The organism is Epibacterium ulvae, assembly GCF_900102795.1.
GTDB classification, from domain to species: Bacteria; Pseudomonadota; Alphaproteobacteria; order Rhodobacterales; family Rhodobacteraceae; genus Epibacterium; species Epibacterium ulvae.
On the sequence record NZ_FMWG01000006.1, the window covers coordinates 215531 to 237725 of the forward strand.

Annotated in this window: 21 protein-coding genes; 13 read left to right on the forward strand and 8 right to left on the reverse strand. The window is 56.0% G+C overall.

What is annotated here, in order from left to right; translation table 11 throughout:
* Window positions 1–82 precede the first annotated feature (82 nt).
* Genes truB through rbfA form a run of 3 tightly spaced genes read right to left on the reverse strand, consistent with a single transcriptional unit; the run spans window position 83 to window position 2194 of the window.
* The gene (gene truB, locus BLP79_RS11565; protein WP_090219120.1) at window positions 83–997 is read right to left on the reverse strand and encodes a tRNA pseudouridine(55) synthase TruB; all 915 of its coding nucleotides are present in this window, start codon (window positions 995–997) and stop codon (window positions 83–85) included.
* Window positions 998–1052: 55 nt separating this feature from the next.
* Window positions 1053–1802: a phosphodiester glycosidase family protein gene (locus BLP79_RS11570; RefSeq protein ID WP_090219121.1), complete on the reverse strand. Its 750-nt coding sequence runs from the start codon at window positions 1800–1802 to the stop codon at window positions 1053–1055.
* Window positions 1799–2194 (reverse strand): 30S ribosome-binding factor RbfA, encoded by a 396-nt coding sequence (gene rbfA, locus BLP79_RS11575; protein ID WP_090219123.1) that lies wholly within the window; start codon window positions 2192–2194, stop codon window positions 1799–1801. Before rbfA ends, BLP79_RS11570 begins: the two co-directional genes overlap by 4 nt.
* Window positions 2195–2285: 91 nt before the next feature.
* Here rbfA and dapB point away from each other — a divergent pair, with 91 nt between their 5' ends.
* Window positions 2286–3095 (forward strand): 4-hydroxy-tetrahydrodipicolinate reductase, encoded by an 810-nt coding sequence (dapB, locus tag BLP79_RS11580; RefSeq protein WP_090219124.1) that lies wholly within the window; start codon window positions 2286–2288, stop codon window positions 3093–3095.
* 37 nt (window positions 3096–3132) lie between these two features.
* Here the strand turns inward: dapB and BLP79_RS19970 are convergent, their stop codons facing one another.
* Window positions 3133–3336, reverse strand: a complete 204-nt coding sequence (locus tag BLP79_RS19970) for a hypothetical protein (RefSeq protein WP_232716442.1) — start codon at window positions 3334–3336, stop codon at window positions 3133–3135.
* Between the two features lie 120 nt (window positions 3337–3456).
* Complete coding sequence (locus tag BLP79_RS11590; RefSeq protein ID WP_090219128.1) at window positions 3457–3642, reverse strand: DUF1674 domain-containing protein; 186 nt, start codon at window positions 3640–3642, stop codon at window positions 3457–3459.
* 95 nt (window positions 3643–3737) lie between these two features.
* Between BLP79_RS11590 and BLP79_RS11595 the strand changes: the two genes are divergently transcribed.
* From BLP79_RS11595 to BLP79_RS11625, 7 genes are all read left to right on the forward strand, one after another.
* Window positions 3738–5000, forward strand: coding sequence for an RsmB/NOP family class I SAM-dependent RNA methyltransferase (locus tag BLP79_RS11595; protein WP_090219129.1), 1263 nt, complete (start codon window positions 3738–3740; stop codon window positions 4998–5000).
* Between the two features lie 117 nt (window positions 5001–5117).
* A complete protein-coding gene (locus tag BLP79_RS11600; RefSeq protein ID WP_090219131.1) occupies window positions 5118–6857 on the forward strand; it encodes a heparinase II/III family protein in 1740 nt (579 codons plus the stop codon).
* A 19-nt stretch (window positions 6858–6876) separates the two neighbouring features.
* Window positions 6877–8466 carry a bifunctional phosphoribosylaminoimidazolecarboxamide formyltransferase/IMP cyclohydrolase gene (purH, locus tag BLP79_RS11605; protein WP_090219133.1) on the forward strand — a complete coding sequence of 530 codons (1590 nt, stop codon included), beginning with the start codon at window positions 6877–6879 and terminating at the stop codon, window positions 8464–8466.
* A 66-nt stretch (window positions 8467–8532) separates the two neighbouring features.
* Window positions 8533–9006 (forward strand): signal peptidase II, encoded by a 474-nt coding sequence (lspA, locus tag BLP79_RS11610; protein WP_090219135.1) that lies wholly within the window; start codon window positions 8533–8535, stop codon window positions 9004–9006.
* A 53-nt stretch (window positions 9007–9059) separates the two neighbouring features.
* The gene (locus BLP79_RS11615) at window positions 9060–9566 is read left to right on the forward strand and encodes a DUF3035 domain-containing protein (protein WP_090219136.1); all 507 of its coding nucleotides are present in this window, start codon (window positions 9060–9062) and stop codon (window positions 9564–9566) included.
* Between the two features lie 188 nt (window positions 9567–9754).
* Window positions 9755–11098, forward strand: coding sequence for a M16 family metallopeptidase (locus BLP79_RS11620; RefSeq protein ID WP_090219209.1), 1344 nt, complete (start codon window positions 9755–9757; stop codon window positions 11096–11098).
* Window positions 11095–12414 carry a M16 family metallopeptidase gene (locus tag BLP79_RS11625; RefSeq protein ID WP_090219138.1) on the forward strand — a complete coding sequence of 440 codons (1320 nt, stop codon included), beginning with the start codon at window positions 11095–11097 and terminating at the stop codon, window positions 12412–12414. The genes BLP79_RS11620 and BLP79_RS11625 overlap by 4 nt, the downstream gene beginning before the upstream one ends.
* Window positions 12415–12483: 69 nt before the next feature.
* On the opposite strand, the gene BLP79_RS11630 is transcribed toward BLP79_RS11625, so the two are convergent.
* From BLP79_RS11630 to deoC, 3 genes are read right to left on the reverse strand one after another with little or no spacing between them, the layout of a single operon-like run.
* Window positions 12484–14820, reverse strand: coding sequence for an aldehyde dehydrogenase family protein (locus tag BLP79_RS11630; RefSeq protein WP_090219139.1), 2337 nt, complete (start codon window positions 14818–14820; stop codon window positions 12484–12486).
* Window positions 14821–14825: 5 nt separating this feature from the next.
* On the reverse strand, window positions 14826–15104 hold the full coding sequence (locus BLP79_RS11635) for a hypothetical protein (protein ID WP_090219141.1): 279 nt from the start codon (window positions 15102–15104) through the stop codon (window positions 14826–14828).
* Window positions 15105–15107: 3 nt separating this feature from the next.
* Complete coding sequence (gene deoC / locus BLP79_RS11640; protein ID WP_090219143.1) at window positions 15108–16091, reverse strand: deoxyribose-phosphate aldolase; 984 nt, start codon at window positions 16089–16091, stop codon at window positions 15108–15110.
* Window positions 16092–16292: 201 nt separating this feature from the next.
* On the opposite strand from deoC, the gene BLP79_RS11645 reads away from it, so the two are divergent.
* The 5 genes from BLP79_RS11645 (at window position 16293) to mutL (ending at window position 22183) form a co-directional block, all read left to right on the forward strand.
* The gene (locus BLP79_RS11645; protein ID WP_090219145.1) at window positions 16293–17246 is read left to right on the forward strand and encodes a metal ABC transporter solute-binding protein, Zn/Mn family; all 954 of its coding nucleotides are present in this window, start codon (window positions 16293–16295) and stop codon (window positions 17244–17246) included.
* Between the two features lie 3 nt (window positions 17247–17249).
* On the forward strand, window positions 17250–18056 hold the full coding sequence (locus BLP79_RS11650; protein WP_090219146.1) for a metal ABC transporter ATP-binding protein: 807 nt from the start codon (window positions 17250–17252) through the stop codon (window positions 18054–18056).
* A 5-nt stretch (window positions 18057–18061) separates the two neighbouring features.
* Window positions 18062–19267, forward strand: coding sequence for a metal ABC transporter permease (locus tag BLP79_RS11655; protein WP_090219148.1), 1206 nt, complete (start codon window positions 18062–18064; stop codon window positions 19265–19267).
* Complete coding sequence (locus tag BLP79_RS11660) at window positions 19264–20193, forward strand: metal ABC transporter permease (RefSeq protein WP_090219149.1); 930 nt, start codon at window positions 19264–19266, stop codon at window positions 20191–20193. The genes BLP79_RS11655 and BLP79_RS11660 overlap by 4 nt, the downstream gene beginning before the upstream one ends.
* Window positions 20194–20269: 76 nt before the next feature.
* A complete protein-coding gene (gene mutL / locus BLP79_RS11665; protein WP_090219150.1) occupies window positions 20270–22183 on the forward strand; it encodes a DNA mismatch repair endonuclease MutL in 1914 nt (637 codons plus the stop codon).
* Window positions 22184–22195 lie beyond the last annotated feature (12 nt).

The following is a 22195-nucleotide window of genomic DNA, read 5'->3' on the forward strand; positions in this document are numbered from 1 at the left end:
TTAATCTTCAGATCGCGTCTAAATGTTTCGTGTGCGAAACATTTAGACAGCTTTGCTGACTTTTTGGCAATGATGTTTGCAGTTAAGAAGACTGTACAAAAACCCGGTTGGGGTGCAATTCGCCGGATTTATATATTCCAACCGCCAGTGCCTTGCCCTGGAATGACGCCCAGACTTCATCTCCGTATTCGATATCTGCAACCGGCATCACCATGCCTGCATTGCCGTTGCGCAGACGGGCCGCGCCTTCTGGGGTGCAGCGAACCTCTGCCAAGCCATCCAGCCCATGTTCCAGCGGTTGAATATGGCTGTCCAGCTCCGGGGTGCGCTCCATGCGCATGACATCGTCCCATTTTAACGCATTTTCCAGATCAAACGGGCCAGACCAGATGCGGCGCAGCTCTTTGACGTGGGCGTGACAGCCCAGTGCCGCGCCGAGATCCCGTGCGATAGAGCGGACATAGCCGCCCTTGCCGCAGGTCATTTCCAGCACCACGTGATCTGCATCAGGGCGATCTACCATGACCAGTTCCTCCACCCAAAGCGGGCGGGCGTTCAGTTCAACCTCTTCCCCGTCACGGGCCAGTTTGTACGCGCGTTGGCCATCGATTTTCACGGCAGAAAATTTGGGGGGCACTTGCATGATATCGCCAAGAAAGGGCGAAAGCGCGGCTTTGATGTCATCATCTGAGGGGCGCAGATCGCTTGCAGCGATGATCTCACCTTCGGCGTCGTCGGTATTGGTTGCCTGACCCAAGCGCACGGTAAAGGTATAGGCCTTCAGCGCATCTGTAATATAGGGGACTGTTTTGGTGGCTTCCCCTAATGCGACCGCAAGAATGCCTGTGGCTTCTGGGTCCAACGTGCCTGCGTGACCGGCTTTTTTAGCCTCTAGCGCCCAGCGGACCTTGTTGACGACAGCGGTGGAGGTCATGCCCGCAGGTTTATCCAGAACCAGCCAGCCAGAAATATCACGCCCTTTGCGTTTGCGTCCCATCAAAATCCCCAATCATGCAGTGAGGCGCGCGGCCTAACGCAGGTTTTTCAACCTGTCAATCATTGCTCGGATCAATTGGGGCGACAACGCCCAAAATAGGCCCCATCGCAAAGCCAAAATCGCTGCGCCCCAGGGCAGGCGCATGCAAGCGTGAAATGTTGCCATCAAAATAGAGCGCGCTGGGCAGGTTCAGGTGATCGCGAAACAGGCGGCCAAATTCATGAAATGTGACGGCATTGCGCGAAATCGCAAACACCGCACGCGTGCCATCTGGTGAGGTACCAACCCCATTTCGAATAAACCGCGAGGTCGAATCGGGTAAAAACCGTGGATGTAACGATCCATCAATCACCAGCATTGGCCCGGATTGGGTCGCATCACGGCAATCTGGTTTGGTCTGTTCAAAGGCGCGCGTTTCAAATACATCAGCCCGCCCCGCGCGCAGGCACAAAACACCGTTGGGCAGCAGGCCGAAATTGCCGGGGCCAGATTGCGTAATCAGACGCTGGCTTTCGATTCCATCTTCCAGATATAGTCCAACCGGGCTGCGGTCACTGTGATACATGCCTGCATTAGTGGCAAAAACGAGGGCTTTGCCCTCTGCCGCCAAGTCTTCTTCGAGGGTGGCGAAATGGCCATAGACTGTGCCGTTGTCCTGTTTGAGGAACAGATCAATCTGTTCGGTGGCGGCGTCCACTTCGCATAGGGCATAGCGATTGCCCTCATAGGTGATGTTTTCGCATTCTACTGCAGCGGCAGGCCCTGCGATGAGGGCGATCCCCAACGCGAAGGCCCGCAAGATCATTGCTCGATGTCGCGGCGCACCGCGTCCTGTTCCAGCATGCGGCGGGTGTTGTCCATCTGATCAAAGGTTGTATCGATCTGAAAGCGCAGGTCAGGCGCGAATTTTAACCCGGCCTTTTTGCCGATAATGCGCCGCAGTTCAGATTTGTTGCGGGCCAAAAGCTGCACCACCTCATCCTGTCCTTTGCCGCCAAGCGGTAGAACATAAGCGGTTGCGATCTTAAGGTCAGAAGAGGTGCGTACTTCGCCAACTGTGATCGACATACGGTTGAGATCGGGATCATGGATATCACCCCGTGCCAGCACTTCGGATAAAGTGCGTCTGATCAGTTCGCCAACGCGCAACTGTCGCTGTGAGGGGCCACGGCCCGTGTAAGAATTGTTCTTTGCCATAGTCTAGGATCTAAGGGGTAAAGCAGAAATTGCCAAGCACCTGCGAAAGAGGGTAGGAGAATTTCAGCTTGAAATGTAGAGGACCGCAGCCATGAGCAATCTTCCAGGTATCGTGATCACAGGCGCCTCGGGGCGTATGGGACAGATGTTGATCAAGACCGTTCTGGACAGCGATAAGGCCCGACTGGTGGGGGCTGTGGAACGCGAAGGCCACGATTGGGTGGGGCAGGATATCGGCGCTGCCATGGGGGGGGCTGATGTTGGTGTCACTGTGACCTCTGATGCGCTTGAAGCGTTCGCAAAAGCGCAGGCGGTGATTGATTTTACCGCACCCGCAGCCACAATTGAATTTTCCAAACTTGCGGCGCAGGCCCGCGCTGTCCATGTGATCGGCACCACTGGCATGACAGAGGAAGAAATTGCCCAGCTTGAACCTTCAGCGCGTCACGCGGTGATTGTGCGTGCAGGCAATATGAGCCTTGGCGTGAACCTTTTGGTACAGCTAACGAAAAAGGTGGCTGCGGCGCTGGATGATGATTTTGATATCGAGGTGATCGAAGCCCACCACCATCACAAGGTAGACGCACCGTCTGGCACAGCCTTAATGCTGGGGGAAGCCGCTGCCGAGGGGCGGGGCGTTTCCTTGAAAGATGTACGTGATTCTGGGCGTGATGGGATCACCGGGGCGCGCAAAAAAGGCGATATTGGATTTACAGCGATTCGCGGCGGCGACATTGTTGGGGAACACGATGTACTGTTTGCAGCTGCAGGCGAACGCATCGTGCTGCGCCATATGGCCACTGATCGTGCGATCTTTGCACGCGGTGCGCTAAAGGCTGCGCTTTGGGGGCAGGGCAAAACACCTGGTGAATATGACATGCTGGATGTTTTGGGTCTTTAAATTACCCACTCATAGAAAAGCCTCTTTCTGAAGGTTTTTAGGAAGAGGCTAAAAAGAGTTGAGGCATTTCTCCTTCGACCAATTTCACGGTCATTTCAACAATCATTGGCATTACGATTGGCTCAATTTCGTTATGCCAAATATCAGTGTCATAGAAGGCGTCTTTGATACGGTCACGATCTGCGAGGCTGCTAAAGCCGCGAATCCAATGTACGATATCAGGTTCGTCGAGGTCGGTCATAGGCTCAGACACTCGCATGCCGCCCGCGCGAAGTGCTGGTGCGTTGACTTCCGTGAAAAAGTTTAGAAATTCGTCTCTGAGACTCGGTTGTAAACGGTAGGTTCTGATTTCTAAGATCATCTAGAAATCGACGGCAATGCCTTTTTTCTCCCAATCTCCATAGCGCACCGGCTCTGGCCCGTCGCGTCCGCCCAGCTCTACGGGCAGGGTCTCATCTTTGGCGGCTTTGCGGCGGGCTTCGGCTTCGGCCAGAGCGCGCTGTGCGGCTGCCGGCAAGTTTGATTTTGGGGGGGTGTCGTCGCTCATTCTCGGGTTCCTTTATGCTTTTCCTATGATATACGCCCCTGTCCCTCGGGAACAAGGTGCAGCCCGTTTAATGGGCGCGAGATGGAGTAGTTCATATGTCCGATGCCGTACAGGCGCGCCGCACTGCGGTTTATCTGCTGGATCAGGTTCTGGGAGAGGAGCGGTTGCTGGCGGAATGCTACGCGGCGGGTGCTTTGGACAAGCTGGTCCCAGAAGACAAAGCGCGGGCCCAACGGTTGACCACGCAGACCCTGCGCGAATTGGAACGCGCGGATCGGGTGCTGGCCAAATACCTAAAAAAAACCACGCCGCTGCATGTGAAAAATGTTTTGCGTCTGGGCACGGTGGAACTGTGTGCAGGTGGCGCAGCTCATGGGGTGGTGAATACGATGGTGAATATCATCGCCAAACACAAACGCCATGGTGCGTTGAAAGGGCTGGTCAATGCAGTGTTGCGCAAGGTTGCCGCTGACGGGCCGGCGGCCTGGGATAAACTGCGTGCGCCGCGCCTGCCCAAATGGCTGCGTGCGCCCCTGTCGCAGGCCTGGGGCCCGGAAGCGATGTTGATGATCGAACAGGTACAGCAGGCCGGAGCCCCTTTGGATATTACATTGAAACCGGGTGTCGACCCGTCTGCGCTGGGCGGTGAAGTTTTGCCGACCGGATCAATCCGGATTGCGGCAGGCACACAGGTGTCTGGTCTGCCCGGATTTGAAGCGGGTGATTGGTGGGTGCAGGATGCCGCCGCAGCACTGCCCGCGCAGGTGTTGCAGGCGCAAACGGGAGAGCAGATCCTTGATTTGTGTGCGGCACCCGGTGGGAAAACCATGCAGCTTGCAGCTGCGGGGGCAGATGTAACGGCTGTTGATACCTCTGAAACACGGCTCAAACGGCTGCAGGAAAATCTGGATCGCACAGGGTTAAAGGCCAAGGTTGTGGTGGGGGATGCGCTGGCACAAAGCGGATCTTATGATGCGGTGCTGCTGGATGCCCCCTGTTCGGCCACGGGCACCATTCGCCGCCACCCTGATTTGCCTCATGCAAAAGATGGCAGCGGGTTTGGCGAGCTGATCGATCTGCAGGCGCGGATGCTGGCCCATGCATGGGCGCTTGTAAAACCGGGCGGGCGATTGGTTTATTGCACGTGCTCATTGCTACCAGATGAGGGCGAATGCCAGGTGGAAGACGCCTTGGACATGTTTTCAGATATGGCAGCTGATCGCAGCGTCTTTGCAGATAAAGGCGTAGAGACGGACTGGATCACGGAAGAGGGCGGTTTGCGGTTGCGACCGGATTATTGGGCTGAAAAAGGCGGCATGGATGGGTTTTACATGGCTGTCCTGCGCAAATCTGGCTAAGCGGTTGTGGCACCATGGCTGTGGCTGCAGTTGGTCGGTGACTTGCCGTAAACCACGGTCTATGGTCGGCGCAAAGCGCCCTGTCATTCAGGCATGGGGTTGATAAGGCACAAGAGCATGTTCAGGTCTGATCGTCTTTCTCATCGCGGCACGCGGGTGTTGAACCGCTGGTATGCCCACCGGGCGCGCAAGCAACCGGCAGCCACGGGCTTTGTCTCGCAGCCTGAGCCCCGAACCATTGGCAGCTTTGCCCGGGGGCGGCAGTTGGTGGCGGGTAATTTGCTGTTTGCAGGCTACCTTGTTGAATCTTCATCCACGGGTTTGTGGGAAGTGCTTGCGCCGGATGCGGCCTTTGACGCCGAACGCCATGGGTTTTCCTGGTTGGACGATTTGGCGGCTGCGGGAGATCTGAACGCGCGCGCCAAGGCGCAGAAATGGGTTTGGGGCTGGATAGATGTGCACGGGCGTGGCCGAGGGCCTGGATGGTCGCCAAATTTGGCTGGACGGCGGGTGATCCGCTGGATCAATCATGCCTTATTCCTGTTGGCGGGGCAGGACAAAGAGCAGACAGACCGGTTCTACCTGTCATTGTCGCAGCAGACTTGGTTTTTGTCACAACGTTGGAAAGGTGCCGCGCCGGGCTTACCCCGGTTTGAAGCATTGACCGGGCTGATTTACGCGGGTCTGGCGCTGGTTGGGCGAGAAGAGCTGGCAGATCCCGCAATTCGTGCTTTGGCAGAGGAATGCCGGGAGCAGATCGACGCACAAGGTGGCCTACAAACCCGAAATCCAGAAGAGTTGTTGGAAGTCTTCACGCTTTTGACCTGGGCGGCTGCAGCTCTGAATGAGGCAGGGCGGGGGGTGTCGCCGGAACATGCAGCCGCCATTGAACGTATCGCGCCAGCCTTGCGGACATTGCGCCATGCCGATGGTGGGCTGGCTCGGTTCCACGGGGGCGGACGTGGTTTAGAGGGGCGGCTGGATCACGCATTGGCAGCCAGTCATGTGACAGAAAAACACGCTGATGGGCTGGCGATGGGGTATGCCCGCCTTTATGCAGGTCGCACTTCGGTTGTGGTGGATGCAAGTCTGCCACCCAAGGGCGAAGCCTCGTACAATGGACATGCGTCTACGCTTGCTTTTGAGCTGACCTCAGGCCGCAGACCGGTGATTGTGAACTGCGGGTCTGGTGCGACTTTTGGAACCGAATGGCGTCGGGCCGGACGCGCAACGCCCTCTCATTCGACACTGTGTCTGAACAGCCGTTCGTTGGCACGTCTGAGTGCGCCGCAGCGAGACACCGGGCATGAGCTGTTACTGGATCCACCGGATGAGGTGCTGTTTGCCCGTCACGAATTGGAAGAAGGCGCCCGGTTTGAAGCGGCGCACGATGGGTATACGCCTGAATTTGGGCTAACTCACGCGCGGACTTTGGATCTGGTGTCAAATGGGCGCGCTGTGGTGGGCGAAGATATGCTTTTGGCGCTGGAGCCAAAAGAGAAGGCGCGATTTGATCGGGCGCTCAAAGCCCATTCTGAGGGAATCGCTTTTGACATCCGCTTTCACTTACACCCGGATGTTGACGCCACCATTGATATGGGCGGGGCTGCGGTATCCTTGGGGTTGAAAAGTGGGGAGATCTGGGTGTTTCGTCATGATGGGGTTGCCACCTTGCGGCTTGAACCCAGTGTTTATCTCGAAAAAAATCGCCTGAAGCCGCGTTCAGCGAAACAAATCATTCTATCTGGCGTCACAATGGAGTATGCGACGCCCATCCGGTGGGCGCTGAGCAAGGCACAGGAGACTGCTGTGGCTGTGCGCGACCTGAACCGGGAAGAGCCCGAGACGTTTGACTGAGCCCCAAAAGGACTGCCCCATGACCGATTTGCACCCCGTCCGCCGTGCATTGCTTTCTGTATCTGATAAAACCGGCCTGATTGAGCTGGGTAAGGCGCTGGCTGCGCGTGGTGTTGAGCTGCTCTCAACCGGTGGCTCTGCCAAGGCGTTACGCGATGCAGGTCTTACCGTCAAAGACGTCGCGGATGTCACAGGTTTCCCGGAAATGATGGATGGTCGGGTGAAAACCCTGCACCCTAAAGTGCATGGCGGCCTGCTGGCGCTGCGCGACAATGAAGATCACGTCGCGGCATTGAACGCGCACGGCATTGGTGAAATCGACCTACTGGTTGTGAATCTTTACCCATTTGAAGCCGCGCTGGAGCGGGGGGCGGATTATGCCGAAATGATCGAAAACATCGATATCGGCGGTCCGGCTATGATTCGCGCTTCGGCCAAGAACCACGGTTTTGTCACCACTGTTGTCGACGTTGAAGATTATGACGCGCTGCTGGCGGAACTGGATGCCAACGACGGCCAGACCTCTTATGCGTTCCGCCAGAAACTGGCGCAGATCGCTTATGCGCGCACGGGCGCCTATGATGCGGCGGTTTCAACCTGGATGGCACAGGCCATTGGCGAAGAAACGCCGCGTCGTCGTGTCTTTGCTGGTGAGATCAAGCAAACGCTGCGCTATGGTGAAAACAGCCACCAAAAAGCGGCCTTTTATACCGATGGATCTGCGCGCCCCGGCGTGGCAACAGCGGTTCAGTTGCAGGGTAAAGAGCTGTCTTACAACAACATCAACGACACTGATGCGGCCTATGAATTGGTGGCTGAGTTCGACCCTGCGGAAGCTGCAGCTGTGGCCATCATCAAACATGCCAATCCTTGTGGTGTTGCAACAGGTGCAACGCTGCTGGAGGCTTATCAAAAAGCGTTTGATTGTGATCGCACCTCCGCCTTTGGTGGCATCGTTGCTTTGAACCAGCCACTGGATGCTGCAACTGCGGAAAAGATTACTGAAATCTTTACCGAGGTGGTGATTGCACCGGGCGCGTCTGATGAGGCGAAAGAAATCTTTGCCAAGAAAAAGAACCTGCGTTTGTTACTGACAGATGCGCTGCCTGTGTCACGGGCCGCAATTACCGCATATAAACAGGTTGCAGGCGGTGTTTTGGTACAAGACAAAGACGTTGGTTATGTGGGGCTGGACGATCTGAAAGTGGTCACAGAAGCCAAACCAAGCGATGAACAGCTGCAGGATCTTCTGTTCGCGTGGAAAGTCGCCAAGCATGTGAAGTCCAACGCTATTGTTTACGTCAAAGGCAATGCCACCGTGGGTGTGGGTGCTGGCCAGATGTCACGGGTCGATAGTGCCAATGTCGCGGCCTCAAAGGCTGAGCGGATGGCCAAAGAACTGGGCCTCGACGACAGTCTTGCAAAAGGATCGGCCGTGGCCTCTGATGCATTCTTCCCTTTTGCGGATGGTCTGCTGGAAGCAGTCGCCGCAGGTGCAAGCTGTGTGATTCAACCGGGTGGTTCGATGCGTGACCAAGAGGTGATCGACGCCGCGAATGAAAACGGGATTGCCATGGTCTTTACCGGGATGCGTCACTTCCGCCACTAAGTGAGACACAAACTGCGAACGGGTGGCCTTGGCTGCCCGTTTCTATGATCTGGAGAGATGTGAGTGATGCGTGTTGTGGCAACAGCGGCTGTTTTGGCTTTTGGTCTGGATCAGCTGAGCAAATACATTGTGATCCATGCCATGGACCTGGTGCACCTTCACAGCATCGAGGTGTTTCCCCCGCTGTTGAACTTTCGCTACGGGGAAAACACAGGCATCAATTTTGGTCTGTTTGATGGGGGAGAGCAGACTGGGCGCTGGGTGCTGATTGGCCTGTCATTGGTGATCTGTGCAGGCCTGTCGATCTGGGCGCGGCGCCTGCCCAAGCATTTTGGCTTGCTATTGTCGGTGGGCTTGGTGATCGGCGGGGCGCTTGGCAATGTATTTGATCGCGTGATCTATGGCTATGTTCTGGATTTCTTGAACATGTCCTGCTGTGGATTTCACAATCCGTTTGTATTCAATGTCGCAGATGTGTTTATTTTTGCAGGGGCGGCGGGTTTGATCCTGTTTGAAGGTCGTGTGAAAAAGGCCGGGTGACGGCAGGGCCGCGTTGGGTTAAAACGCGGTAACTGGGCAGGAGTTTGAGCGATATGCGGTTTTCGATTGCACTTATGATGACGATGGCGATCCTTGCGGCCTGCGGACAATCTGGGCTGCGCGAGCTGACCTCTGATGGTGAGGGGCCAGATGAGTTCCTGATCTTGCCGACAAAGCCTTTGGAACAGCCTGCTAATCTGACTGAACTGCCAAAGCCCACACCGGGGGCTGCCAACCTAAGCGATGCGACACCAAAAGCAGAGGCGATTGCTGCGTTGGGTGGCAATGCTGCAGCTTTGGATGCTGCAAATGTGCCTGCCCGTGATGGCGCGCTGGTGTTGGCGGCAGGGCGGTTTGGTGTCGAAGAGAACGTACGCGCAGATCTTGCCCAGGCGGATGCAGATTTCCGTCGCCGGGAAAATCGCACGGCCCGGTTCAAACTGTTCCGGGTGGATCGCTATAGCGAAGCGTATCGACGTCAGGCGCTCAATCCGAATCGTCAGAACCGTATTTTCAGACGGGCTGGTATCGAGACCCCTGCGGCTCCGCCCGCGAATTAAAATTACTTTGAAGTCTAATCACATCCGCGCCACCGGGCTTGTACTTCCGGTGGTGTCGCATAGCTTGTTTTTGTAAGAGACGGTCTTGTCAAAGGATGGGGCAGGTTTAGCGTGCCTATCTATTTGAGGCAGAACAGGTTTAGAATAATATCATGAGGGCATCGATGGCTGCAAACGGAGGTTTCAGGATGATCCGACGGATCGCATGCATGATGGCGACAGTCTGGGGGCTTGCTCATCCGGCTTATGCCAATGACACACCGGTCACCACATTCACGCTTAGCAATGGAATGGACGTTGTGGTGGTCGAAGATCATCGCGCGCCAGTGGTGCAGCAAATGGTGTGGTATCGCGCGGGCTCCGCGGATGAGCCTGTCGGGCAGTCCGGTGTTGCGCATTTTCTAGAGCATTTGTTGTTTAAGGCGACCGAGACGTTGGAGGCGGGCGAGCTGTCAGCCACTGTGGCGGCAAACGGTGGGCGTGACAATGCGTTTACCAGCTATGATTACACTGCGTATTTCCAGCGTATTGCGTCAGATCGCTTAGAATTGGTGATGCGGATGGAGAGTGACCGGATGGTCAATATCCGACTCACTGAAGGTGATATTCTGACAGAACGGGAAGTGATTCTGGAAGAACGCAACCAGCGCACGGACAGTGATCCGCGCGCCTTGTTTCGAGAACAGATGAACGCGGTGCAATATCTGAACCATCGATATGGACAGCCGGTGATTGGTTGGCGTCACGAGATGGAGACATTGGATCTGGAGGATGCGCTGTCGTTTTACTCGAAATATTATGCGCCTAATAATGCGATTCTGGTGATCTCGGGGGATGTTAACCCAGATGAGGTGAAAACACTGGCCGAGACCTACTATGGCGTCATCCCGGCCAACCCTGATCTGCCAAAGGTGCGAGAGCGTAGCGCTGAGCCACCACAGACAGCCGCGCGGCGTGTGGCATTTGAGGATGCACGCGTGGCGCAGCCCTATGTGCAGCGGTCCTATCTGGCCCCGGAACGCGACAGTGGTGCCCAAGAGAAAGCAGCCGCGCTCTATCTATTGTCTGAGCTCCTGGGCGGTGGCAGCACCTCATATCTGGCCAATGCGTTGCAATTTGACCGCCAAGTTGCTGTCTATTCTGCCGCTTTTTATTCAGGGACTTCGCTGGATGACACGACATTTACATTCCTTGTTGTGCCTGCACAGGATGTGACGCTGGAGGAGGCGGAAACCGCGCTGGATGAAACTATCGCTGCGTTTCTGGAAGCGGGTATCGATGAAGCGCAATTAGAGCGGATCAAGCTGCAACTGCGTGCCTCTGAGGTTTATGAACGTGATAATGTGGATCGTATCGCAAATCGGTATGGGCGGGCGCTGACATCAGGCCTGACAGTTGAAGACATCCAAGCCTGGCCACAGATCCTGCAATCCGTGACTGCGGATGAAATTATTGCTGTTGCCCAAGAGGTTTTGAACAAGGAAACCTCTGTAACCGGATGGATGACCCGCGCCGAGGAGGTCCCACAATGAGACGCGTAAAACGCTTTGTTCTGTCATGTCTGATATGTATTTTGGCGTTGCCTGCGCTGGCAGATATCAAGATCCAAGAGGTGACATCTGAAGGCGGGATCACAGCCTGGCTGGTTGAGGATCATTCGATTCCATTTACCGCTGTTGAGCTACGCTTTCGTGGCGGCACTTCGCTGGATATGCCCGGCAAGCGGGGGGCTGTGAACCTGATGACCGGCCTTTTGGAAGAAGGCGCTGGCGAATTGCAGGCGCAGGATTATGCCCGCGCGCTGGAGAATCTGGCTGCGAGCATGGGATATGATGCTGATCGCGATACGGTTTCGATCTCGGCGCAATTCCTGAGCGAAAACCGGGCAGAGGCCGTGGAACTGATGCGGATGACACTGCAGGAGCCACGGTTTGATCAGGATGCGCTGGATCGGGTGCGCGCGCAGGTGATTGCGGGGCTGCGGTCTGAGGAGAAAGATCCAAATGATATCGCCAACCGGGCTTTTTCAGAGACTGTGTTTGGGGATCACCCCTATGGAACCTCTGGGCGGGGCAATCTGGACAGCGTCGCTGAGCTGACCCGACAAGATATCTTTGATGCCTATGAGGCGGTGTTTGCCCGTGACCGTCTTTATGTGGGTGTCGTCGGCGACATCACCCCAGAGGCATTGGGGGAGATGCTGGATACGCTTTTGCTGGATCTGCCAGCCGAAGGTGGCGTGATTCCGGGTGAGGCCTCGGTGACGCTGAATGAAGGCATTCAGATCATTGATTACGATACGCCACAGTCTGTCGCGTTGTTTGGTCAGCCGGGGCTGGACCGAGAAGATCCACGTTTCTTTGCGGCCTTTATCCTGAACCAGATTTTGGGAGGCGGATCATTTGACAGCCGTCTTATGACCGAGGTGCGCGAAAAACGCGGCCTGACCTATGGGGTTTATTCCTATCTGGTGCCGCGTGATTTGGCAGCGGTTTATATGGGCTCTTTTGCCTCTGCGAATGAAAAGATGGCTGAGGCCGTGGATGTTGTGCGCAGCGAGTGGAACCGGATCGCAAGTGAGGGCGTCACAGCTGAGGAATTGCAGGATGCTAAAACCTATCTGACAGGGGCTTATCCGCTCCGGTTTGATGGCAACGGGCGTATCGCATCGATTTTGGCGGGGATGCAGATTGATGGTCTGCCGCTGACCTATGTGGAAACACGCAACGACAAGGTAAATGCGGTCACGCTGGACGAAGCCAATGCCGTTGCAGCTGAATTATATGATCCATCCCGTCTGCAGTTTGTGATTGTGGGACGCCCAGAGGGGATTTCTTCCACGCAATAATGCAGGTGGTTTTTGTAAAATAGAAAGGCGCGAGAGGGTATCTCGCGCCTTTTGAGTTTCTGGCTGTGCTTACTCGCCGTAAGGCACCCAGATGTTTTTGATCTCAACAGCTTCTTGCAGGAAGCGCTTGCTGTGATCACTCATCCAGTCCATTGCCTGATTATTGTTGACCCAGCTGCGTTTGAGATTGCCTGCACTTGCGGCTTCAATATCGGCGGACAGATCTGTGGAGGAAAAGCTCCAGATCGCATCAAGGTTCAGGTGGGACGCTAAAGGAGTGGCCATCTCTGCATGGCTGCCGGTGAGGATATTCACGACCCCCGCGGGCACATCGGAGGTTTCCAGCACCTGATAGAAATCGGTTGCGGCCAGTGGATAGGGGTCGCTTGCTGCGATTACCACGCGGTTGCCCATCGCCAAGGCAGGCGCCATGGCTGACATGAAGCCCAGAAGCGGGGCTTCATCAGCGCTTAGGATGCCGATCGTACCTGTGGGCTCTTTCATGGCCAGAGCGACACCACGCAGAGGCACGCCATGAACCTGACCATCGTATTTATCGGCCCATGCAGCAGCCGTAAACAGGCGCTGGATTGAGGTTTCAACCTCGTCAGCGCCTTGGGCCTTTCCGGTCATCGCGTTGATGCGGTTTGCGAATTCATCCGCGCGGGCTGACAGGTTTTCTGCGATATAATACAGGATCTGCGCGCGCAGGTGACCGGTGGTTTTGGACCAGGCTCTTGCGCCGACTGCAGCTTCAACGGCGTTGCGCACATCTTTGCGGTTGGCCAGTCCAACCTGCCCTAAAAGCGCGCCTTTAGGACCATAAACGTTGCGGGAATAACCGCTGTCGGGCCGGGCCTGTTTACCGCCGATATACAGTTTGGCAGTGCGATCCAGCGGATCTGTTGGCGCGCCTGCGCCACTAAACGGAGCAATCTGGTTGAGCTGCTTGGATTTGACCTTTGTTTTTGTATAGGCCGCCAAACCTTCCCAGCCGCCTTCGCGGCCAAACCCGCTTTCACGTTTGCCACCAAATCCAGCAGCTGCATCAAACATATTGGTGCCATTGATCCAGACCACCCCTGCCACCAGTTTTGGTGCAATATCAAGGGCAAGGTTAATGTTCTCGCTCCAGACGGTCGCGGCTAATCCATAGCGCGTGTTGTTGGCCAGTTCGACCGCCTCGGCCGGGGTGCGGAATGTGCAGGACACCAGCACAGGGCCAAAGATCTCTTCCTGCATCAAGGTATCTGAGGGCGCGAGGCCTTCGATCAGGGTGGGCGGGTAGAAACAGCCGCCTTTGGGCATAGGGATTTGTGCGTGATGTGTGGTGCCTGCGGTGTTGGCGGCAACAAGGCCCTGAATGGTGTTCAGCTGAATAGGATCCACCACGGCCCCCACATCGATGCACTTATCCAGCGGATTGCCGATGCGCAGCTTGTCCATTCGGGCGCGTAGTTTAGCGTGGAAGCGTTCCGCTATACTTTCTTGCACCAAAAGGCGTGAGCCCGCACAGCAGACCTGGCCCTGATTAAACCAGATCGCATCCACGAGACCTTCAACTGCCGAGTCGAGATCAGCATCATCAAAGACGATATAAGGAGACTTGCCGCCCAGCTCTAGCGTCAGCGCTTTGCCTGATCCCGCGGTGGCCTGGCGGATGCGTTTGCCCACTGATGTTGAGCCGGTGAAGGCAATTTTGTCGACCTCAGCGGTGGTGATCATTTCACCCACTGCACCGTCGCCGGTGAGGATGTTGACCACGCCCTTGGGCAGGCCCGCCTGACGGCAGATGTCGGCAAAGAGCAGCGCGGTGAGCGAGGTGTATTCTGCGGGTTTCAGAACCACAGTGTTGCCCATGGCAATGGCGGGCGCGACTTTCCATGCGAGCATCAACAAGGGGAAGTTCCAAGGGATGATCTGGCCGCAAACCCCCAAGGCTTGCGCATCGGGCAGTTCGCTTTCCATCAGTTGAGCCATACCGGCGTGATAGGAGAAATGGCGCTGTGCAAGCGGGATATCGATGTCGCGGCTCTCGCGGATTGGCTTGCCGTTGTCGAGTGTCTCTAGAACAGCAAAAAGACGGCTGTGTTTTTGCAAAAGACGTGCGAGCGCATATAGATATTTTGCCCGGCCAGGGCCGCCCAGCTTTTCCCATTTGGGCTGGGCCGTGCGGGCTGCGGCAACGGCGGTGTCTACATCGTCTTGCGTCGCCTGACTGAGCGTTGCCAAAACCTCACCGGTGGCTGGGTTTTTACTGTCAAACCCATCGGCGGGCGCGGTAAATTCACCATTGATGAAATGGCCAAATCGGCTGCCCTGATCAACCAGCCAGGTCAAAGCCTCGGCGGCGCTTTCGGGAGCGGGGCCATAGTCCATGGTTTCAAAAATCTCTTTTACGTTCATGACGTTTAGCTTTCGATTGCATAGCGGATCAAAACGATTGCTACGAAGAAGACAAACAGGACAGTTCCGGGAATGCGGCTGCGGCGGTGGTATTGCGCATAGGCTTGCAATGCTTTGGGGCAGGCTGCTGCAGGAGGCGGAGCAAAGTTGGGCGCAGGCCCAAGCTGTGCCTGCAAGACATCCGGCATCTCTGATACGGTCTGTTTCAAGTGCCAGCGACGGCGCTGGTACAGGATCACCCAAAGGGCAACAAAACAGGCATCAAATGTCCAATGACCCAGCATCTTTTAACCCATCGCGTGGCGGTAGCTGGCGGAATAGGCACCGGTGATGTGATGTTCTAGCTGGCGTTCGATGTCGCCGAGTAGGGACGAGGCCCCAAAGCGAAACAAGTCCGGCTGCAGCCAGCGTGTGCCCAGTTCATCTTTGATTAGTGCAAGATAGACCAGTGCGTCTTTGGCTTTTGAAATACCACCGGCGGGTTTGTAGCCGACCATATAGCCGGTGCGCTCGTGGAATTCGCGGATGGCGCGGATCATCACCAAAGACACCGGCAGGGTGGCGTTGACGCTTTCCTTACCAGTGGAGGTTTTGATGAAATCGGCGCCTGCCATCATGCACACAAGCGAGGCGCGCGCGACATTGCGTAAAGAGCCCAGCTCACCGGTGGCCAGAATGGCCTTAACATGGGCATCTCCACAGGCCTCGCGGAAGGCTTTCATTTCGTAATAAAGCGCTTGCCAGTTGCCAGACAGAACATGGCGACGCGAGATCACAATGTCGATTTCGTGCGCGCCTGCCGCGACGCTTTCACGAATTTCGGCAATACGCAGATGCAGAGGGGACAGGCCTGCCGGAAACCCGGTGGAAACTGCCGCGACCGGGATATCTGTGCCCTTCAGTGCGTCTACGGCTGTTTCGATCATATCGTGATAGACACAGATCGCGCCTGTGGTCAGTCCTTTCATATCGAGAGCCGCCAGCAGATCTGCGCGCACGGGCTGGCGCGCTTTTGCACATAGTCGCCGCACACGGTTTTGCGTGTCATCTCCTGACAGCGTGGTCAGATCCATAAGGCTGATAGCTTTCAAGAGCCATGCGGCCTGATACTCTTTCTTTACGCTGCGGCGACCGGGCAATGTGGCACAGCGGCGTTCAATGGCTGATGTGTTGGCCTGGACACTGGCCACCCAGTCCAGATCCAGTGGCATAACGGGCAGGCGCGGCACAGAGGGGGGCTGCGCCGTCGCAGTCTCGATGTTGCGTTCCATGGAAATCCTCAAAAAGTTGAATGGGATTTTGCAGAACTGGAGCTTTTTAGCAAGCAACAGGGCTTATATGGCGCATGCTTTTTAACCAGATGGACAAAAATAATTCTTTTTGCGAATTATTCTCATTTGCGTTGACTTAGTTGCAAATCACTCGCAATATCAGGTTAACCAATACTTGAGACTGGAAGGATTGTCGGAATCATGTGGACTCGTCGTCTGGCTGTTGCGGCTTTAGGTGTGTTTCTGGCTGTGCCTCTGTCTGCAGAGGTTGCGCCGTTGAAAGTGGTTGCCACAACTGGAATGATTGCAGATGCGGTCCGTCAGGTTGGCGGCGACGCTGTTGAGGTTAAGGCGCTGATGGGGCCGGGGGTTGATCCACATGCCTACCGTCAGACCCGTACAGATATAGTTGCATTGACGCGCGCTGATCTGGTGCTGTGGCATGGGTTGTATCTGGAAGCGCAGATGGAAAGTTTCATGCAGGATCTGTCTGAAAAGCGGACTGTTGTTGCGCTGGCGGATCAGTTGCCGACGTCCATTCTGCGTGGTCACGATGATTATGACGATAAGTTTGATCCCCATGTCTGGATGGCGCCTGCCCTTTGGAAGCTGATGATCGATGAGGTTGAAACCGCGCTTTCAACCGTGTTGCCTGAAAAGGCGGAGATTTTTGCGGCCAACGCGCAGGCGCACCAAAGTGAACTGGATGCGCTTGTGGCATATGGTCAGAACACTCTGAGCAAGGTTCCAGACAATCGCCGTGTGTTACTGTCTGCGCATGATGCTTTTGGATATTTTGGACGCGAATATGGTTTTGAGGTCATGGGAGTTCAGGGCATTTCCACGCAGTCTGAGGCGGGTTTGAACCGGATCAGTGCGCTTGTTGATATGCTGGTGGACCGTCAGATTACCGCCGTTTTTGTGGAAAGTTCGGTTTCAGACCGCTCTGTTCGGGCGCTGATCGAGGGGGCAGCAGCCCAGGGACATGAGGTGCAGATCGGGGGCGAGTTGTTCTCGGACGCGATGGGGGCTGATGGCACCTACGAGGGCACTTATGTTGGGATGCTGGATCACAACATCACCACGATTTCCAGCGCTTTTGGGGCAGATGTACCGGCGCGTGGGATGAACGGAAAACTGAGCGCAGGATTTTGATGCATGTTTGATTTAGTCTCTGAAAATGGCGTTGCGCAATGTTCTAACCTTGAGGAGGGAGCCAGCCCGCTTGCTATTCGGGGGCTGACCGTAAGCTATGGTCAGAAACCAGCGGTGTTTTCTGTGGACATGACAGTTGTGCCAGGTCAGATGACCGCGATTATCGGGCCAAATGGCGCCGGAAAATCGACCTTGCTGAAGGCTGCATTGGGGCTTGTCCCCAAAGTGTCTGGTCAGGTGCGGGTTTTTGGTGCCGATCTTATCAAACAGCGGGAGCGTATTGCCTATGTGCCGCAGCGCGCCAGTGTGGATTGGGATTTCCCAACCCGTGTGCTGGATGTGGTGTTGATGGGGCTTTATCGAGAGCTGGGCCTTTTGGCGCGCATTCGTGGCGCGCACCGCGCACAGGCCAAAGCCTGCCTTGAACGTGTTGGCATGGCTGATTTTGCGGATCGTCAGATTGGACAATTGTCAGGCGGTCAGCAGCAGCGGGTTTTCCTGGCGCGGGCTTTAGCGCAGAATGCAGATCTTTATCTGCTGGATGAACCCTTTGCCGGAGTGGATGCGGCCACTGAGAAAGCGATTATTTCTGTGCTGAAATCCCTGCGCGATGCAGGAAGGACGGTGGTTGTTGTGCATCACGATCTGGCCACTGTGCGTGATTATTTTGACAGTGTATTTCTAATCAACACGCGTAAAATTGCTGAAGGCCCAGTTGAACACGCGTTTACACCAGAGCTTCTGCAAGAGGCCTATGGCGGTCGTCTGGCGACGGCGCAAATGGACCAGATCCAACCTCTTGCAGGGTAAAGACCGTGCTGTTTGACGCGCTTTTGCTGCAGCTTGGCTATAATGCAACGTTGGTTTCTATCGGGGCGGCGCTGCTAGGTGGGGCCGCGGGGATCACCGGGACTTTTCTATTTTTGCGCAAGCGCGCATTGGTGTCAGATGCTGTGAGCCATGCGACCCTTCCAGGCGTATGTCTGGCATTTCTACTGATGGTGAGCTTTGGTGGGGATGGGCGCAATCTGACGGGATTGCTGCTGGGATCTGCCGTTTCTGCCGCTGCAGGCCTTTGGTGCCTGAATTGGCTGACGCAACGCACCCGATTGGCGGAAGATGCCGCCATTGGTGCTGTGCTTTCGGTTTTCTTTGGCTTTGGCGTCGTATTGTTGACCGTTATTCAAACGCTTGGGGTTGGGCGTCAGGCTGGGCTGGAGGGGTTTTTGCTTGGCTCGACTGCGGGGATGTTGTTTTCAGATGCACTGGTCATAGCGGCGGGAGGAACGGCAACGCTTTTTGTGATCTTGCTTGCCCGCCGCGCGCTGACCTTGGTGGCCTTTGATCCCGACTTTGCGCAGACGCAGGGTCTGCCGGTCGGGCGGATTGATATGCTGATGATGGGTTTGGTGATGGCGGTTACGGTTGTCGGTCTCAAGATCGTTGGTTTAATTCTGATTGTTGCACTTTTGATTATTCCTGCTGTTACGGCACGGTTCTGGAGTGAACGATCAGAACAGGTTGTGGCGTTGGCGGGGCTCTTTGGGGCGGGGGCGGCCTATGTCGGGGCGGCGCTATCGGCCTCGGCTCCAAACCTGCCCACTGGTCCTTTGATTGTTTTGGTGAGTTTTGCATTTTTTGCCCTATCGTTGGTCTGTGCCCCACAACGCGGTGTTTTGGCGGCTGTCGTGCAGCGACGGCGCTTTCAGCGACGTGTGCATTTGAGGCAGGGCCTTCTGGCGCTGGCACAGAACCAACCGATCTATGAAGCACTAACGCTGCGATTGTTGCGGCAAGCGGGCTTGGCCCGCGCAGATGGTGTGGCAACCGATGCGGGGAAGGCCCGCGCCGCCAAGGCGTTGAGAGACGAAAAACGCTGGGAATTCGTGCGCCGGGATCCTGCGAATGAAACGGCGGCTGCTTTGTATGATGGGTTGCGGGCGATTGAAACGGTGCTGACGGCAGACCAGATTGCAGAGATTGACCGCCAGATTGGTGGTCCACAAGAGGTGCTATTATGAGTGGCGCAGAATTTGTCCCGCTGTCACTGCCGCCTTTGGTGATCGGAACCTGTGCGGCGATTGCCTGTGCTTTGCCAGGAAATTTCTTGGTGTTGCGCCGTCAGGCGTTGATCGGTGATGCGATCAGCCATGTGGTGCTACCGGGCATTGTGGTTGCCTTTTTGCTGACTGGAGCGATCTCGACATGGCCGATGATGTTGGGAGCCTCAGCAGCTTCGGTGGTTGCGGTTATCTTGATCGAAGCCATTCGCCGCCTTGGGCGTATTGAGCCGGGCGCGGCAATGGGGGTCGTCTTTACGACGATGTTTGCCGCTGGTGTGCTATTGCTTGAACAGACAGACACGTCGACCGTGCATCTGGACGTGGAACATGCGCTTTATGGCAATTTAGAGAGCCTGATTTGGTTAGATGCTGTTGGCTGGACGTCTTTATGGGATTTTGAGGCATTGGCTGGCCTGCCTCCTGAAGTGTTCCGAATAGGTGCGGCGCTTTGCGGTGTGAGTCTGTTTATCGCTGTGTTTTGGCGGGCCTTAAAGATCTCAACCTTTGATGAAGGGTTTGCGCGCGCAGTGGGCATCGCCACGGCGCCTCTTGGTATTGCACTTGTGATTACGGCGGCCATTGCCGCGGTTGCTGCCTTTGATGCTGTCGGGTCGATTATTGTGATTGCGATGTTCATCTGCCCACCTGCAGCGGCGCGTATGATGACCAATCAGTTGGGGCATCAAGTGGCCTGGAGTGTTGTCTTTGCCGCTGTCTCGGCCATTTTGGGATATGTATTGGCGGGATATGGGCCTTTGTGGCTGGGTCTGCAGGATGCAGTATCTGCCGCAGGAATGATTGCAACACTATCTGGCGTGATTCTCGCACTCTGTGCGCGTTTTGGCCCCTGTCGCCGCCGGGCTGGCGCGCCCCTAGGCGTATAGCTCTTTGTCTTAAGTGCCTGTTTTGTTCTAATTTGGCGCTGGCGCATCTCGTCTTAGATGTGCTAAATTTAGCGGTATGAGAAGCCAAGACCCCCAGATCAGCCATGAGACAACGATTGCGCGTCCAGTGATCCGACAACTGGATGACAGTGCGATCAACCGTATTGCTGCGGGGGAAGTGGTGGAACGTCCGGCCTCAGCGGTGAAAGAGCTGGTGGAAAACGCCGTGGACGCAGGTGCGCGCCGGATTTTGGTTGAGGTTGCGGATGGCGGCAAAACACTGATCCGCGTGACGGATGATGGCGTGGGTATGACACCCGAGGATCTGCCTCTTGCGTTGTCACGTCATGCCACGTCAAAGATCGATGGCAGTGATTTGCTGAATATCCACACCTTTGGATTTCGGGGGGAAGCGTTGCCGTCACTTGGTGCGGTGGGGCGTCTTACGATTACCAGTCGTGCACAAGGGCATGAGGCCGCACAAATTGAGGTTTCAGGCGGACAGGCTGCGCCGGTAAAGCCTGCAGGCTTGCGGGCTGGAACAATCGTAGAGCTGCGGGATCTGTTCTTTGCAACGCCTGCGCGTTTGAAATTCATGCGCTCTGATCGCGCCGAAAATCAGGCGATTTCGGATGTGGTCAAACGTCTGGCCATGGCAGAGCCGTCGATCGGGTTTACCCTGCGCGATGTGTCGGGAGGCGGTGAGGGACGCGTGACCTTTCGCGCAGATCCTTTGCCCGGTGATTTGTTTGATGCTTTGCATGGACGTCTGGCGCATGTGATTGGTCGTGAATTTGCTGAAAATGCGCTGCGGATTGATGCCAATCGGGATGGGTTGCGCCTTTATGGCTATGCTGCTTTGCCAACCTATTCGCGCGGGGCTGCGGTGACGCAGTTCCTGTTTGTGAACACGCGACCCGTGAAAGATAAAATGCTGACAGGGGCCTTACGGGCCGCTTATATGGATTTTCTCAGTCGGGATCGCCATCCGGCGGCTGCGCTGTTTATTGATTGTGATCCCGAGCAGGTGGATGTGAATGTGCATCCCGCGAAGTCTGAGGTGCGCTTTCGGGATCCGGGTGTGGCGCGCGGGTTGATTGTTTCCTCGTTGCGCCATGCATTGGCCGAGGCAGGCCATCGGGCATCAACAACGGTTGCGGGCGCAACATTAGGGGCAATGCGCCCTGAGGAACCAACTGCTAGCGGCGGACCCCGGATCTATCAGATGGAGCGCCCTTCCTATGGCGCACGTCAGCAGTCCTATGCGGCGCAATCCCCAGTGCAGCCGCCAACGTTGTCTTATCCTGCGCCGCCATCGACAGAGACACCGGGTTTTGCCGAACTGTCTGACGCTTATAGCGGGCAAACCATTGAAACGCCTGATCCGCAACCAGACCATCCAATCGAGGATCTGCCATTGGGAGCCGCGCGTGGGCAGGTGCATGAAAACTATATCATTGCGCAGACGCGTGACGGTATGGTGATTGTGGATCAGCACGCGGCCCATGAACGCCTTGTCTATGAACAGCTGAAAGCACAGATGGCGGAAAACGGTGTGACGGCGCAGGCTTTGCTTATTCCTGAAATTGTGCAGCTCAGCGAAGGCGATTGCGCGCGTCTGCTGGATGTTTCAGATGAGCTGTATAAATTTGGCCTTGGTATTGAACCCTTTGGCGGCAATGCGATTGCTGTTCGTGAAACGCCAGCGCTGCTTGGGGAAGTGAATGCAGAAGCGATGCTGCGTGATATCCTGGATGAGCTGGACGATCAGGGCGAAAGCCAGCTGGTGCAGGCCCGGATCGAAGCCATCCTGAGCCGGGTTGCCTGTCATGGCTCGATCCGCTCTGGGCGGCGGATGCGGGGCGAAGAGATGAATGCGCTGTTGCGCGAAATGGAGGCCACGCCTCATTCTGGTCAATGCAATCATGGCCGCCCGACCTATGTCGAATTGAAATTGGCTGACATTGAGCGGCTGTTTGGTCGCACGTGACCTGTTCGGAGT